This is a genomic window from Pseudoflavitalea rhizosphaerae (assembly GCF_003991355.1).
In the GTDB taxonomy this organism is placed as follows: Bacteria; Bacteroidota; Bacteroidia; order Chitinophagales; family Chitinophagaceae; genus Pseudobacter; species Pseudobacter rhizosphaerae.
In genome coordinates, this window is the sequence record NZ_RCSU01000006.1 from 90,409 (window position 1) to 105,181 (window position 14,773).

Below are 14,773 nucleotides of genomic sequence, written 5' to 3' on the forward strand. Positions count from 1 at the left end.
AAAGCTAAAACTATGCCTGTTTTTACTTCTTGCCTTCCATGAACCCGTATTCAGCTAAAATACCTTTGAGGATATTGAGGCGAATGGCCTTCATATCGATATTGGCATCAGGAGATTTCACCTGCAATGAAAAGAAATATGGGTGTTTGTTCTCTTCGATCCAACCGATGATCCAGCCGACCTGGTTTTTGTTTTCGTCTATTCCCCAGCCTGTTTTATAGGCCAGTTGGTAATTGCTGTTGTTTTCCCAGAGCATCATATTACGAACGATCCGTTGCGACCTTTTGCTGAAAGGCAACTGATCGAAATATAATTTTTTCACCAGGCCGAGTTGTTCATCGCCGGTTATTTTCACAGTATTGTCGAGCCAGAATGTATCGAGATTATTACCGATCACGAATCTTTCTTTGCGTTGTCCGTAACCGAGCGTATCCAGCCATTTCTGCATAGCGGGTTTCCCGATCTGATCCGCCAGTTCCTGGTACCAGTTGGGGCAGGAGATACGGAAGGCGTTGTACATATTCATCTCTCCCTTGCACTCTGCACGGTAGCTGCGCGTGCTGTCGAAAGGCAGGATGCTGGCGGAATCCTGTACGGCGCCGGTTTCCAGGCCGATCAGCGAATTGATGATCTTGAAAGTGGAGGCAGGAAGATACATGCTGTCTGTGAATTGCGAAATATTGGAAAGGGTGAAATGTCCCTGACCGTTATCGAACATACCGAAGCTGCCGGTAACCCTATTGTCCCTGAAATATTTTTCCAGGGATTTGTCTTCTGTTACATTGTTGGGAGAACAGGAGGCAAAGCCGAGGACTACCAAGAGAAAAGCGGAAACGCTACGTATCATCACTGCAAATTTTTTTGCAAAGGTAAACTACTTTGGCAGGTACATCGACACGAGTTTCAAAAAAACACCATTGGTCCAACCAAACCCATCCTGGCCGGGGTATTCGCCACCTCCTGCTTCCAGTTTTGTGTCCACCACATTGTATTTTTCCATGAGCCGGCCTGTGCGATTGTATACGTCCGTATTCAGGTTGGTCCATTTCTGGGCGATCTCCCTGGCCAGTTCTCTTTGCCCGCAACGCTGGAATCCCCAAACAGTCATGTATTGAAGCGGCGCCCAGCCATTGGGCGCATCCCATTGCTGACCGGTATTATTGACGGTGGTTAGTACGCCTCCATCTTTAAGGAGATTCGTTCTTACTACATTGGCAGCCTTACGGGCAAGCAGGCTCATGTAATCCAGTTTGCGGTTGAACAAACAGAATGGGTACATGCCTGCGGGTGTGATCACATCACTTACTTTTTTGGTAACGAAATTATAGTCGGTATAAAAGTTCTGGTCCTTGTTCCAGCAATATTTGTCGATGGCGATGATCCTCCTGTCTGCTTTTTTGCGGAATTCCAGTGCCAGGGAATCCTGTCCGGTGAGTTGTTTGCCGCGTGAGATGCCGAGTTCAAGTTTATAGATCAGCGTGTTCAGATCGATAGCAATATAATTGGTGGTTTGAATAGTGTGGAGATTCTTTCCGTCGGCCAGCCAGCGGCTGCTGAAGTCCATCCCACTTTCTGCGCCTGCACGGAGATTTCGGTAGAGTGTGGCTTTATTGCCTTTTGTTTTCCTGGCAGTTTCCACGTCTTCGCGATAGCTTTCTGGTCTGGGAGTATTCTGGTCATCCCAATAGCGGTTCATCAGGTTGCCGTCCGGCATTTTTACCACTCTTCTGTGAGCCTGACCTGGCTTGAGTTTAGTGGCGCCTTCCATCCAGAAATCATATTCTTTTTCCAAAGCAGGAAGAAAGGATACATACACAGTATCGCTTTGTAATTCTGCCAGCAGGTCTACCATCAGTGCAAAGAAGGGAGGTTGCGATCTGCTGAGATAATAAGACCTGTTGCCATTTGGAATATGCCCGTAAGTGTTGATGAGATAAGCGAAATTATCCACCATATTCCTGATCATGGCCGTGTGATTGGTTTCTTTCAAACCGAGCATGGTGAAGTAAGCATCCCAGTAATAGATCTCGCGGAAACGTCCGCCAGGTACTATGTAAGGATATGGAAGCGGCAGCAGAGAGCTACCTTCAGAAGGATTGTCGGGCTCTCTGCTCAGCAGGCCCCAGACATTATTGATATGGGCCATCATATCTTTCTCCTGCTGGATATAATTAAGTTGCGGGGTGTAAGGTGGTTCAAAATTTTCTTCCACAAATTTCTTCAGATCAAAGTTCCTGCCTTTTGCTTTCGCATAGTCATGCATGATAGCAGAAGGGCTGCGTTTGGGAATGCAGTCCACAAAAGTTTTTCCATCTTCGAAGACCTTCTCCATCTGTACTTCCCGGAAAAGCTGTCCATAGAGTTTGTCCGGCGATACAGGTTGGGCCCTGATCGCAACAATAATGGAAAAGAAAAGAAGAATAAGTACCGGTCTTTTCATAACCTGCCGTTTAGCTGATTGAATATTATTTCGCAGTGGCCAGTCGCCCGCCTCATTTCGCTGTGCCCACTCGCTCGCCTCCCGGCGAATGAGTTTTGTTTAGTCGCCTCTGGCGACGCGGTGTTCGCCGGAGGCGAACAAATAGAAGTCACTCGCCGGGAGGCGAGCGACAGGCGGCTCTCTACAAACTATAAAAATCGAGCGCGTTCTGTCCCATCACTTTTTCCTTTTCTTCCTGTGGAAATTTCTCCATGTATTTTTCTATCAGGCTCTTCCATTGCACATACATGCCACTGAGAAGTATCACGGGCCAGTCGCTGCCGAACATCAGTCTATCGGTTCCGAAAGCATCGAACACCACATCCAGGTAAGGGTAAAAATCACCTGCACTCCATTCCTTCCAGGCGGCTTCGGTGAGCAGTCCTGACAACTTGCAATAAACGTTGGGATGCTTCGCGATAGTGTTCATATGTGATGCCCAGTCTTCGATCTCCTTTTTCCTGATCACTGGTTTGGCGCAATGATCGATCACGAAACGCTGACCGGGGAAGGCTTCCACGAATGCGATGGCTGCGGGTAATTGTCTCGGATAAATTAAAATATCATATGTGTAATTGAATGGCTGCAGCGCACGGATGCCACGCTGAAAGTTTACGTTGAGCAGGAAGTCATCCGGTTCTCCCTGCACGATATGACGATACCCTTTGATCTCGGGATATTGGGAGAAATGTTGCAGTCTTTCTTCCACATTATCTGCCTGCAGATCGATCCATCCCACCACGCCTTTGATGGACGGATGAGTTTTGGCGAGTTCGCAGAGGAAGCGGGTTTCCACTTCTTCCTGACTGGCTTGAACGGCTACCACGCCATCGATTTCGTTGCGCTTGAGCGTTAGACTAAGATGTTCGGGGAGATAGTCCTGTTGTAAAACCTTCATGTCGTCTGTGATCCAGGCGTCTCTCTTTCGGTTGAATTTCCAGAAATGAACGTGAGAATCGATGGTCATGGAATGAAATTTAAAGTTTTCAAACCTATACTAAATAACGGTATAGTACACTAAGATACAAAGGAAAAGCCAGTGATGATATGATAATACTATCAATGCTCATGCACTGGATTTCTTGATTCCAAACAAGTTTATTTGTTTAGATCGATGATAATTATGGTCACTTACTTTTGGAATATTAAATTTGCTTTACAGTTGAGAGGTCATACCTTCCCTGGCCCCGAAAACCTGGTTTCTCCTTGACTGTCTCTTTTTGCATAATCCCACTGTCCGTTTTTCATGAATCTTTTATATAAATAACCTCATCACTATATGGAAAATAACGAAGAAAAAAAGACAGAATTGATTGATTCTTTAAAAACTATACTTTCAGTTGTTGGTAATGGATTTACCAAGGTGGATCATAATTTTAAAACTATCAAAGAGCAAGTAGACACCTTAAATTCAAAAGTTGAATCTTTACATAATAAGCTGGAGGAATTGAGAGGAACAACAACTCATGGGCTAGGAGACGTAGGGATAAAAATTGAGGGATTGACAGAGGAAATATCAAAAATAAATCTTGTCACTCAGTACGGTGAACAATTTGAAAATTTGAAGGGAATAACAAAGCAAAACTGATTTATATACATATTACAAAAGAGCCATTTTCAGTTAGTGGCTTTTTTTGTTTACGTTAGTGAAGCCGCTTCTTCCATTCTGGCACCCATATTCTATGGGGGATTACATTAGATTTATGAGTGATTTCAGTGCCTCCTTCAGTTCTCCGAAAAAACACTAACGCCCATTAGCTTTTTCGCCTAACTTTGCTACGCATTTTCGTGAATGCTTACTTGCTATGGATAATACAACCACAAACAAAGTCCGTATAGTTACGGCTGCCTCCTTATTCGATGGTCATGATGCTGCAATCAATATCATGCGCCGGATAATGCAGGCCAAAGGCGCTGAGATCATCCACCTAGGTCATAACCGTTCCGTGGCTGAGATCGTGGAATGTGCAATTGAAGAAGACGTACAGGGAATCGCTATCACCAGCTACCAGGGTGGTCACGTGGAGTTCTTCAAATATATGAAAGACCTGCTGGACCAGAATGGTTGCGGTCATATCAAGATCTTCGGAGGTGGCGGTGGAACCATCCTGCCCCAGGAGATCACTGAGCTACATCATTATGGCATCACCAAGATCTATAGTCCGGATGATGGCCGTAAAATGGGACTGGAAGGCATGATCCAGGATGTGATCGATCAATGCTCCCTTCCGCCCGCCCCCGCTTCGACATCCAAAAACACACCAGCCTACTGGAAAGCTCCCGAGCAATGGAATGGTAAAGCGCCACTCGGAGAGGCTAAAGACATTCGTCGCATTGCACGCGCCATCACACTCGCAGAAAGCGGGCTCAATGGAAGGGAAGTATTGAATGGCACTGCCGGAAAAGCCGATCCCAACAAAAAATCACCCGTACTTGGTATCACCGGTACCGGTGGCGCCGGCAAAAGTTCCGTTACGGATGAGATCGTACGCCGATACTTAAACGCTTTTCCGGAAAAGACTATCGCTGTGATCTCTGTGGATCCCAGCAAGAAGAAAACCGGAGGCGCATTGCTGGGCGACCGTATCCGCATGAACAGCATCAGCAATCCACGCGCCTACATGCGCTCACTCGCCACCCGCGAAAGCGATGTAGCCCTCAGCGAGCACGTACAGGAAGCTATCGATGTGTGCAAACTTGCAGGCTTCGATTTCATCATCCTGGAATCTGCCGGTGTGGGCCAGAGCGATGCCAGCATCCTCGATTTCTGCGAGGTGAGCATGTACGTTATGACGCCGGAATACGGCGCTGCATCCCAACTGGAGAAGATCAATATGCTGGACTACGCTGAAGTGGTTTGTATCAATAAATTCGACAAAGCAGGCGCACTCGATGCCTTACATGATGTGCGCAAACAATACAAACGCAACCATCAGCTCTGGACCGCCAAAGATGAAGACCTCCCCATCGTGGGCACCATCGCGGCCCAGTTCAACGATGCCGGCGTAAACGAGCTCTTCGAAAAACTGATGGTGAGCATCGAAAAGAAAACTGGCATATCCTTCGGATCCATTGAACACCACGCACATACTAAAGACACCACCACCAAAAGTCTCATCATTCCGCCTAACCGTGTCCGTTACCTCTCCGAAATCGCAGAGAACAACCGCAGTTATGATGAATGGGTCAAAGAACAATCCGGCTTCGCTACCAAACTCTATCAGCTGAAAGGGGTGATGGATGCGGCAGGTAATGCAAGCTATATTGCCGATCTGCAACAGATCTACAAGAATTTCGAAGAGAAACTGCATCCCGAATGCAAAAAACTCATCGATTCCTGGCCCGCCACAGAAAAAAAATACAAAGCCGATTTTTTCGAATACCAGGTGCGCGATAAAGTGATCAAACAACCTTTGACCACCACCTCGCTCAGCGGTACACGCATTCCAAAGGTTGTGTTTCCCCGTTATAAAGACTGGGGTGATATCCTCCGCTGGCAGCTGGTGGAAAACCTTCCCGGAGAATTTCCCTACACTGCCGGTGTATTTGAACTGAAACGCCAGGGCGAAGATCCTACACGCATGTTCGCCGGTGAAGGCGGCCCCGAAAGGACCAATAAACGTTTCCATTATGTATCGGTAGACCAGCCTGCAAAGCGCCTCTCCACTGCATTTGACAGCGTTACTTTATATGGTGAAGACCCAGCTCACCGTCCGGATATCTACGGTAAAGTAGGTAACAGCGGCGTGAGCATCGCTTCTGTTGACGATGCCAAAAAACTCTACAGCGGTTTCGATCTCTGCGATCCCAAAACCTCTGTGAGCATGACCATCAACGGGCCTGCGCCGATCCTCCTGGCTTTCTTCATGAATGCAGCTATCGACCAGGAATGTGAAAAATATATCAGCGTCAACAATCTCTGGTCTGAAGTAGATCAGAAAATGGCGATGAAATTCAAACATGCCCCCAAACCAACTTACTACAATCCATCAGCGCCCGAGAGATTGCCGGAAGGTAATAATGGCCTTGGTCTCAAACTGCTCGGCATGAGTGGCGATGAAGTACTGCCTGCCGAAGTTTATGAGAAGATCAAAGCCGAAGCCCTCAGCCAGGTCCGTGGAACTGTTCAGGCTGATATTCTTAAAGAAGATCAGGCGCAGAACACCTGCATCTTCAGTACTGAGTTTGCCCTCAAACTGATGGGCGATGTACAGGAATATTTCATCAACCGCAAAGTGCGCAACTTCTACAGCGTGAGCATCAGCGGCTACCATATCGCTGAAGCCGGCGCCAACCCTATCACACAACTCGCTTTCACGCTGGCTAACGGTTTCACATACGTGGAGTATTACCTGAGCCGCGGCATGAACATCGATGATTTCGCGCCTAACCTCAGCTTCTTCTTCAGCAATGGTATGGACCCTGAATACAGTGTGATCGGTCGCGTTGCCAGAAGGATCTGGGCCAAGGCGATGAAGAACAAATACAAGGGGAACGACAGAAGCCAGAAACTCAAATACCATATTCAGACTTCCGGTCGTTCACTGCACGCGCAGGAGATCGATTTCAACGATATCCGCACCACCCTTCAGGCGCTCTACGCCATTTACGATAACTGCAATAGTCTTCATACCAATGCATACGATGAAGCTATCACCACCCCTACAGAAGAAAGCGTGCGCAGGGCGATGGCCATCCAGCTCATCATCAATCGTGAGCTCGGCTCCGCAAAGACCGAAAACTTTATCCAGGGCTCATTCATCATTGAAGAGCTGACAGATATCGTGGAAGAAGCAGTACTGACCGAATTCGACCGCATCACCGAACGTGGCGGCGTTCTCGGCGCTATGGAACGCATGTACCAGCGTAATAAGATCCAGGAAGAAAGCCTTTACTACGAAAGCCTCAAGCATAGCGGCGAGCTGCCCATCATCGGCGTGAATACCTTCCTCAACAAGAAAGGAAGCCCCACCGTAGTTCCCCAGGAAGTGATCCGCAGCACCACCGAAGAAAAAGAACAGCAAATCTCCAACCTCAAAGGATTCTGGAAAAGGAACGAAAATCAATCTGAGAAAATGCTGGACAGATTGAAAAAAGTGGCCATGAACAATGGGAACCTTTTTGAAGAATTAATGGAGACGGTAAAATTCTGCTCTCTCGGGCAGATCACGCATGCTTTGTACGAAGTAGGTGGTCAGTACCGCAGAAATATGTAAGCAAGTTCTTTTCAAAAATATCCGAAGGGCAGGACGGTATAAGTTCCTGCCCTTCTTGTTTTTATTGTTTGATGCTAACGATTGTTATTTCGTTTAATGATCACCGGTATATACTCTTTTACGACAGCAAACATAGTCCCCGTCAATGTTACGACGATAAACAAATCGGTGAAATTTCTGTTGAATAGTTGCGCTTACAATATTTATTCTCTATGCGTAGCCACTGGTAATGGTCATTTACCGTTGGTGTAGCACAGGAAACTCACCTGTAACATCCGGGTACTTTTGTCGACTAAACTTAGAAACAAACAATTCATGAGAACGTTACTATTGACTGTGATCTCTGTGCTTTCCTTATCAGCCTTCGCACAGGCGCAGCAAATCAAAGGAACTGTGAAAGACGATCAGGGCAAGTCGCTTGCCGGAGCCACCATATTATTGAAGAAAATAAAAGATTCCTCTGTTGCCAAATTGAGTGTAACCGATGCAACCGGGAATTATTCATTTGAAAGCATTCCCGCAGGCACCTACTTCCTGAATGCAACTTTCGTTGGTCATACTACACAGAACAGCCCAAAATTTGAAGTGAACGGGGCTGGTGATGTAAATGCACCAGACATTGTATTGAACAAAGTTACCGGCAACCTGAAAGAGGCTGTTGTGACCGCCCGTAAACCATTGCTGGAAGTACGCGCTGATAAAATGATCCTGAACGTGGAGAGCACTGTGAATGCGGTAGGCCAGGATGCATTTGAATTGTTGCGCAAAGCGCCGGGAGTTATGATCGATAAAGATGATAACCTCAGTCTCAGCGGTAAAAGCGGATTACAGGTGTATGTGGATGGACGTCCAACACCACTTTCCGGAAAAGAACTGGCCGATTACCTGAGAACATTGCAATCATCCTCTGTTGAATCTATCGAGATCATCACCAATCCCTCTGCCAAATACGAAGCAGCAGGTAATGCCGGCATCATCAATATCAAATTAAAGAAGAACAAGGCTTTTGGCACCAACGGTTCTGTAACCGCAGGGTACAACCAGGGTGTATATCCAAAATATAACGGAGGATTTTCGCTGAACCACCGTAACAGGAATATCAATCTTTTTGGAAACTACAATTACAATAAGAACAAGAACGAAAGTCCGTTCAATCTTTACAGGGCCCAGGAAGACACAACATTTGAACAGCACTCCAAAATGTTCAGCCGCAACGAATCCCATACTTTCAAAGCTGGTATGGATTATTCACTAAGCAGAACAAGCACTATTGGCGTGATGGTGAATGGCGCCCTGAGTGATTACGGTCTCCGTAATCCCGGACGTACGCTGATCTCTGATGCATCCGTCAAAGAACCAGTGAAATTGCTGGATGTGGCCAACACCACAGCTGGAAAAAGAGACAATGCCAATTTCAACCTGAACTATCGCTACGCCGATACTGCCAAACGCGAGCTCAATATCGATGCTGACTATGGCCTGTATCGCATTACAAGTGACCAGTTCCAGCCAAACTATTATTTGACGCCTGAAGGTGTGCCTACCTATAATGCCATTTACAATATGGTAGCGCCCACTGATATCGATATCTATACATTGAAGATCGATTATGAGCAGGACTTTCTCAATGGCCGACTGGGCGTGGGTGGCAAGGGTTCTATCGTAGAAACGAAAAATGATTTCCGCAGATACGATGTGATCTCCAGCGCCAAACATCTGGATTCCGCCCGCAGCAACAATTTCAACTACAAGGAGAATGTGAATGCCCTGTATGTGAATTACAACAGGCAGTTCAAAGGTGGCATCCTCTTCCAGGCCGGCCTGCGGATGGAGAACACACATTCTGAGGGCAGAAGCATTGGAAGAAAACTGGATGAAGTGTCAGGTGTGTTCAAACCTTACGATTCCTCTTTCACACGTGATTACACAGACTTCTTCCCCAGCGCATCGGTTACCTTCAACAAGAACCCGATGAGCCAGTGGACCTTCACATACAGCAGGCGTATCGACCGCCCTGCATACCAGGACCTGAACCCCTTTGAGTTCAAGGTCGATGAGTACAACTATATGAAGGGTAATACACAGTTGCGTCCCCAATATACCAACAGCATCGGTATGACGTATATCTACAAATACACGCTTACCACTACTTTGAACTATAGCCATATCAGTGATGTATTTGGTTCTCCAATTGATACCATCGAAACCAGTAAGAGTTTCATGATGAAAGAAAACCTGGCTACGCAAGATGTTGTAAGCCTGAATATCAGCTATCCTTTCACTTATAAATGGTATACTGTTTTTGCCAACGTGAATGGTAATTATTCCAAATACAAAGCCAATATGGGCGAAGGCAAGAAGATCGATCTCGACGCCTGGGCATTGACCGGCTTTGCGCAGAATACCTTCCGTTTAGGAAAGGGCTGGACAGGTGAATTGACTGGTCTTTACATTTCGCCATCCATCTGGCAGGGTGTATTCAAGAGCGGAGAAATGTGGAGTATCGATGCGGGTTTGCTCAAAACCGTATTCAAAGGAAAGGGAACTGTAAAAGCTTCTGTAAGTGATATCTTCAAAACTATGAGATGGAGAGGGACCAGCCCCAGCTATGCTGGCCAAACCACTACAGCCTGGGGCAGCTGGGAAAGCCGTCAGTTGAAACTGAACTTCACCTACCGCTTCGGAAGCAATACTGTGAAAGCGGCCCGCCAACGTAAGGCTGGTCTGGAAGACGAGAACAAGCGTGTAACAACCCAGGGTGGTGGCCTTGGAGGTGGCCAGCAATAAGGGTTTCATTAGTTTAATGATATTAAATAACAAAGGGGCGACTATTAAAGTCGCCTTTTTGATTTTCGGAGGCGAGCGACTGCCGGCACTCCGCCCTCTTCTCAGCTACCCAAACACCCCGGGAACCGGCTGTAAGCCCCCACCTACAGCCATGATGCGGCAATTCTGTATCTTTACTCAGAATTGACTTTATTCACCTAACGCTAATAAGTTGAAGTTTACAGAGTTTGGTTTAGACGACAGTCTGATTGAAAGTATCGAGGCAACCGGTTATGAAGAGGCCACTCCCATCCAGGAGAAAGTAATCCCCATCATTCTGAAAGGTCACGATCTCATTGCTTCCGCTCAGACCGGAACAGGCAAAACCGCAGCATTCCTGCTTCCCATCATACAAAGATTATTACAACATAGCAACGACGGTCAGGTTAACTGCATCGTGATCGTTCCTACACGCGAACTGGCCATCCAGATCTCCCAGAACCTGGAAGGCATGAGCTATTTCACCAATATCAGTTCCATCGCCATCTATGGCGGTAACGACGGCAATAACTTTTCGAATGAAAAGATGGCCCTCTCCAAAGGAGTTGACTTGGTGATCTGTACGCCCGGAAGAATGATCGCACACCTGAACATGGGCTATGCAAAGCTGGACGGCCTGCAATTCCTGGTGCTGGACGAAGCCGATCGTATGCTGGACATGGGATTCCACGACGATATCATGCGCATCATCGGCAAATTGCCGGAGAAGAGACAAACATTGCTTTTCTCTGCTACCATGCCCGAGAAGATCCGTTCGCTTGCCAGGAAGATCCTGCATAACCCGGAAGAAGTGAATATCGCTATTTCACGTCCTCCGGATAAGATCGTGCAGGAGGCATTTGTTGTGTACGAGCCCCAGAAGCCCGCACTGTTACTGCATCTCCTGCAGCATACCAATTGTAAAATGATCCTGATCTTCTGTTCCAGCAAACAGAATGTGAAGAACCTCACCCGCGATCTTCGCCGCGCCAAACTGCCCGCATCCGAGATCCACTCGGACCTTGAACAGGCTGCCCGCGAAGATGTGCTGATGCAATTCACCAGCGGAAGGATCCCCATACTGGTAGCTACGGATATACTTAGCCGTGGTATCCATATCGATAATATCGACCTCGTGATCAATTACGATGTTCCTCATGATGGGGAGGATTATGTGCATCGTATCGGACGTACTGCCCGCGCAGAATCCGATGGCGCAGCCATTACTTTCATCAGTGAAAAGGAACAGAACCGTTTTGCTGCAATAGAGGAACTGATCGGACGTACCGTGAACAAGGGAATGGTGCCCGCAGAACTGGGACCAGCACCAGACTATCGTCCGCGGAATAAGAAGCGGACCGGAGGAAGCGGCGGCGGAGGGAAATGGCGTGGCAACAACCGCAAAGGCGGCGGTGGTAATCGAAATGGAAATCATAACGGCGGTGGCAATCGCAATGGTGGAGGGAATCGTCAGGGTGGTGGACAACATCATCAGTCAGCCAATAAAAGCCCCAGGCCGCAACAGCCCAAACAATAGTTACCGAAAATCATACGCCTTTCCGATACATGAAATGGGAAACCCTTTACAGCAATAAACGTACAGGATCAGAGAACAAATCTTCCGGCAATAACGATGCCATACGAACTTCCTTCCTGCGCGATTATGACCGCATCATCTTTTCATCTGCTTTCAGGAGATTGCAAAACAAAACGCAGGTATTCCCCCTGCCCGGCCCCGTGTTTGTACACAACCGGCTCACGCATAGCCTGGAAGTGGCTTCAGTAGGGCGTTCCCTGGGAAAGGCCGTTGGTGATGCCATTGCAGACAAGTATCCCAATAACAGCGAAGATTTTCGCGAATTCTACAAATATGAATTGTCTGCCGTGATTGCAGCCGGCTGTCTCGCACACGATATCGGCAACCCTCCCTTCGGTCATTCCGGAGAAGATGCCATCCGCTCTTTTTTCCGCGACCTGGAAGGAGAAGCGAAAAGAAAGTTTGAAAACTTTCTCACGCCCAATCAGCAAAGGGATTTCCTGTTTTTTGAAGGCAATGCCAATGCGTTCAGAACGCTTACGCATCATTTCAATGAGGATGCTCCCGGAGGGTTCAGGCTCACTTATGCCACACTGGCCAGCATCATTAAGTATCCCACTGATTCTCTCAGCGGGTTCAACAAGCAGCAACTAATTACAAAGAAGTCAGGCTTCTTTGATTCAGAAACAGGTATCTTCCAGAGTATTGCGGAGGCATTACAGATCCCAAAACGTTCGGATAATGCCAATGTATATGCAAGACACCCATTTGTGTACCTCGTAGAGGCTGCAGACGATATTTGCTATCGCATCATCGATTTTGAGGATGCACATCGCCTCAATATCATTTCACTCGATACCATCAAAGAACTCTTCCTTTCTTTCTTCGATGCCAAAGAAGGATATGAATCGAAAGAAAAAGTGGAAACGGCGCTGAAGAAGATCAAAGATGATAACCAGAAAGTGAGTTTCCTCCGCGCAAGACTGATCAACCTCCTGATCAACCGGATTTGCCAGGTATTCATGGAGCGTGAGAAAGAATTGCTGGAAGGTACGCTGGAAAAGAGTTTGATTGATTATCTGAGTGATGATGAATTGTCGATCATCAAACATATCGATGAATATTCCGTAAAGCATATCTACAATCACCGATCGGTGGTGGAAATCGAAATTGCCGGCTATAATGTAATTGGCGGATTGCTGAAAGAATTCTTTGAGGCGATCATCGAACAGAAATCTGCGAAAGCGAAGAAAGTATTACAGTTGATCTCTCCTCAGTTTGTAATAACGGGCGAGCCTGAGAAATTGTATCACGATATTCAATCGGTGGTGGATTTCATTTCCGGCATGACGGATCTGTATGCAGTGGATATTTACAGGAAGATCACGGGTATCAGTATGCCGCAATTGCGATAATGTTCCAACAGCAAAATGCAATGCGCCTGGCATTGCATTGAGTAGAGTGCTTCCTTTTCTCTCAATCAGGTAATTCCTCACAGGTGAATCCTGCGTAATGTAGTGTCAGCTCCACTTTCCGGGGCGATACATCGTTTGCTACCACGCGAAGGATATTATCTGCATCCTGCAGATCGAAGTTCCATTTCAGAACACCGGTTAATGCATCCAGGGCAGCACTGACCGATTGAACATTGTTCCTGTTTTGGACACTTGTTTTGAACACCAGCACTTCCATAATATGGTTTTTTTGGGATTGATGTTTTATTCTGCACCAGCATCGCGGCTGTCTTCCGGTTTTTTCTCTTCAAAGCGCTGGCCGCCGAATGGGCGTCTCCAGGGCTTGCCGCACCTGGATTCCCAGGAGGATTTGAATTTCTCTTTTTCCTCAGGGCTCATGCTTTCCCATTTGCTCATCATGCGGTCTTTCCAGCGTGCGCGGGCTTTTCCTTTCCAGTGGCCACCTTCATCCTTGCCAAAGCCACTGAACAATATCTTAGACAAGATGAGGATTCCCAGAGCTTGCCAGAAGGTAATAGCCTTCACGCCGATCACCTCGGGAAGGATGGCATTCCACAAGAACATCACGATGTAGGTAAACAATATGGCTGCCAATATCACACAAATGAAGATGCCTATTCCTTTAAAGATTTTGGTTGTACGTCTCATATTCTGTCAATAATTTAAAAGTTCTTCTTTAAGCGCTCTCAGTCTTTCCCTCAAATGCAGCACTGCATAGCGTTTTCGACTGATCAGCGTGTTTACGGATTCGCCGGTTGTTGCTGAAAGTTCTTTAAAGCTTACGCCTTCCAGCTCATGTTTGATAAATATATCGCGTTGCTCTTCCGGTAATTCCTGCAGCGCAGTGTTCAGTTCCTGCCAGAATAAAGTGCGCAGATATTCTTTCTCCGGATCATCTCCGGTATCCATCAGCAATTCAGAGAAGCCTTCGAGATCTTCCTGCTCTTCATCCGAATACAGGTCGCTGAAATTGGCCGGTTTGTGTTTGCGTTGCCTGTCTGTTATCTTATTCCTCGCTACGGTGAACAACCATCCTGATAATTGTTCGATGGGCTGTGCATTGCCCACGAACTGATAAAACACATCCTGCATAATATCCTGCGCATCTGCTTCATTCTTCACCCGTTTACGGATAAAGCCGAACAGTCTTTTACTGTAGTCATTAATAACTTGCGTTATGTTTCTTTTGCGTTCAGCCGGCATAATGGTTGATATCGTCAGGCTCTCTTCCATGCTTTGTATAAAAAGGTAGACGGGCTTG

Annotated in this window: 11 protein-coding genes; 5 read left to right on the plus strand and 6 right to left on the minus strand. The window is 46.9% G+C overall.

Going from position 1 to position 14,773, the window contains the following annotated elements:
- Window positions 1-22 precede the first annotated feature (22 nt).
- From D9Y29_RS11970 to D9Y29_RS11980, 3 genes are all read right to left on the minus strand, one after another.
- The gene (locus D9Y29_RS11970; RefSeq protein ID WP_127128370.1) at window positions 23-847 is read right to left on the minus strand and encodes a class D beta-lactamase; all 825 of its coding nucleotides are present in this window, start codon (window positions 845-847) and stop codon (window positions 23-25) included.
- A gap of 27 nt (window positions 848-874) precedes the next feature.
- Window positions 875-2,440: an alpha,alpha-trehalase TreF gene (treF, locus tag D9Y29_RS11975; RefSeq protein ID WP_127128372.1), complete on the minus strand. Its 1,566-nt coding sequence runs from the start codon at window positions 2,438-2,440 to the stop codon at window positions 875-877.
- A gap of 181 nt (window positions 2,441-2,621) precedes the next feature.
- Window positions 2,622-3,446, minus strand: coding sequence for an amidohydrolase family protein (locus D9Y29_RS11980; protein WP_127128374.1), 825 nt, complete (start codon window positions 3,444-3,446; stop codon window positions 2,622-2,624).
- A 312-nt stretch (window positions 3,447-3,758) separates the two neighbouring features.
- Between D9Y29_RS11980 and D9Y29_RS11985 the strand changes: the two genes are divergently transcribed.
- The 5 genes from D9Y29_RS11985 to D9Y29_RS12005 all read left to right on the plus strand — a co-directional run bounded on the left by D9Y29_RS11985 (window position 3,759) and on the right by D9Y29_RS12005 (window position 13,452).
- Window positions 3,759-4,067, plus strand: a complete 309-nt coding sequence (locus D9Y29_RS11985; RefSeq protein ID WP_127128376.1) for a hypothetical protein — start codon at window positions 3,759-3,761, stop codon at window positions 4,065-4,067.
- Between the two features lie 217 nt (window positions 4,068-4,284).
- Window positions 4,285-7,695, plus strand: a complete 3,411-nt coding sequence (locus D9Y29_RS11990; RefSeq protein WP_127128378.1) for a methylmalonyl-CoA mutase family protein — start codon at window positions 4,285-4,287, stop codon at window positions 7,693-7,695.
- Between the two features lie 315 nt (window positions 7,696-8,010).
- Window positions 8,011-10,482: a TonB-dependent receptor gene (locus D9Y29_RS11995; protein ID WP_127128380.1), complete on the plus strand. Its 2,472-nt coding sequence runs from the start codon at window positions 8,011-8,013 to the stop codon at window positions 10,480-10,482.
- Between the two features lie 211 nt (window positions 10,483-10,693).
- Window positions 10,694-12,037 (plus strand): DEAD/DEAH box helicase, encoded by a 1,344-nt coding sequence (locus D9Y29_RS12000; RefSeq protein WP_127128382.1) that lies wholly within the window; start codon window positions 10,694-10,696, stop codon window positions 12,035-12,037.
- Between the two features lie 29 nt (window positions 12,038-12,066).
- Window positions 12,067-13,452, plus strand: coding sequence for a deoxyguanosinetriphosphate triphosphohydrolase (locus tag D9Y29_RS12005; RefSeq protein ID WP_127128384.1), 1,386 nt, complete (start codon window positions 12,067-12,069; stop codon window positions 13,450-13,452).
- A gap of 61 nt (window positions 13,453-13,513) precedes the next feature.
- On the opposite strand, the gene D9Y29_RS12010 is transcribed toward D9Y29_RS12005, so the two are convergent.
- Genes D9Y29_RS12010 through D9Y29_RS12020 form a run of 3 tightly spaced genes read right to left on the minus strand, consistent with a single transcriptional unit; the run spans window position 13,514 to window position 14,745 of the window.
- Window positions 13,514-13,729, minus strand: a complete 216-nt coding sequence (locus tag D9Y29_RS12010) for a hypothetical protein (RefSeq protein WP_127128386.1) — start codon at window positions 13,727-13,729, stop codon at window positions 13,514-13,516.
- A 26-nt stretch (window positions 13,730-13,755) separates the two neighbouring features.
- Window positions 13,756-14,160, minus strand: coding sequence for a hypothetical protein (locus tag D9Y29_RS12015; protein WP_206513770.1), 405 nt, complete (start codon window positions 14,158-14,160; stop codon window positions 13,756-13,758).
- A 6-nt stretch (window positions 14,161-14,166) separates the two neighbouring features.
- Window positions 14,167-14,745: an RNA polymerase sigma factor gene (locus D9Y29_RS12020; protein WP_127128388.1), complete on the minus strand. Its 579-nt coding sequence runs from the start codon at window positions 14,743-14,745 to the stop codon at window positions 14,167-14,169.
- Window positions 14,746-14,773 lie beyond the last annotated feature (28 nt).

What these genes read in the sequence shown, in the direction of transcription:
- D9Y29_RS11980 (WP_127128374.1), bottom strand. Translation starts at nt 3,446, where the DNA reads ATGACCATCGATTCTCACGTTCATTTCTGGAAATTCAACCGAAAGAGA.
- D9Y29_RS11995 (WP_127128380.1), top strand. Translation starts at nt 8,011, where the DNA reads ATGAGAACGTTACTATTGACTGTGATCTCTGTGCTTTCCTTATCAGCC.
- D9Y29_RS11970 (WP_127128370.1), bottom strand. Translation starts at nt 847, where the DNA reads ATGATACGTAGCGTTTCCGCTTTTCTCTTGGTAGTCCTCGGCTTTGCC.
- D9Y29_RS12020 (WP_127128388.1), bottom strand. Translation starts at nt 14,745, where the DNA reads ATGGAAGAGAGCCTGACGATATCAACCATTATGCCGGCTGAACGCAAA.
- D9Y29_RS12010 (WP_127128386.1), bottom strand. Translation starts at nt 13,729, where the DNA reads ATGGAAGTGCTGGTGTTCAAAACAAGTGTCCAAAACAGGAACAATGTT.
- D9Y29_RS11990 (WP_127128378.1), top strand. Translation starts at nt 4,285, where the DNA reads ATGGATAATACAACCACAAACAAAGTCCGTATAGTTACGGCTGCCTCC.
- treF (WP_127128372.1), bottom strand. Translation starts at nt 2,440, where the DNA reads ATGAAAAGACCGGTACTTATTCTTCTTTTCTTTTCCATTATTGTTGCG.
- D9Y29_RS12015 (WP_206513770.1), bottom strand. Translation starts at nt 14,160, where the DNA reads ATGAGACGTACAACCAAAATCTTTAAAGGAATAGGCATCTTCATTTGT.
- D9Y29_RS12005 (WP_127128384.1), top strand. Translation starts at nt 12,067, where the DNA reads ATGAAATGGGAAACCCTTTACAGCAATAAACGTACAGGATCAGAGAAC.
- D9Y29_RS11985 (WP_127128376.1), top strand. Translation starts at nt 3,759, where the DNA reads ATGGAAAATAACGAAGAAAAAAAGACAGAATTGATTGATTCTTTAAAA.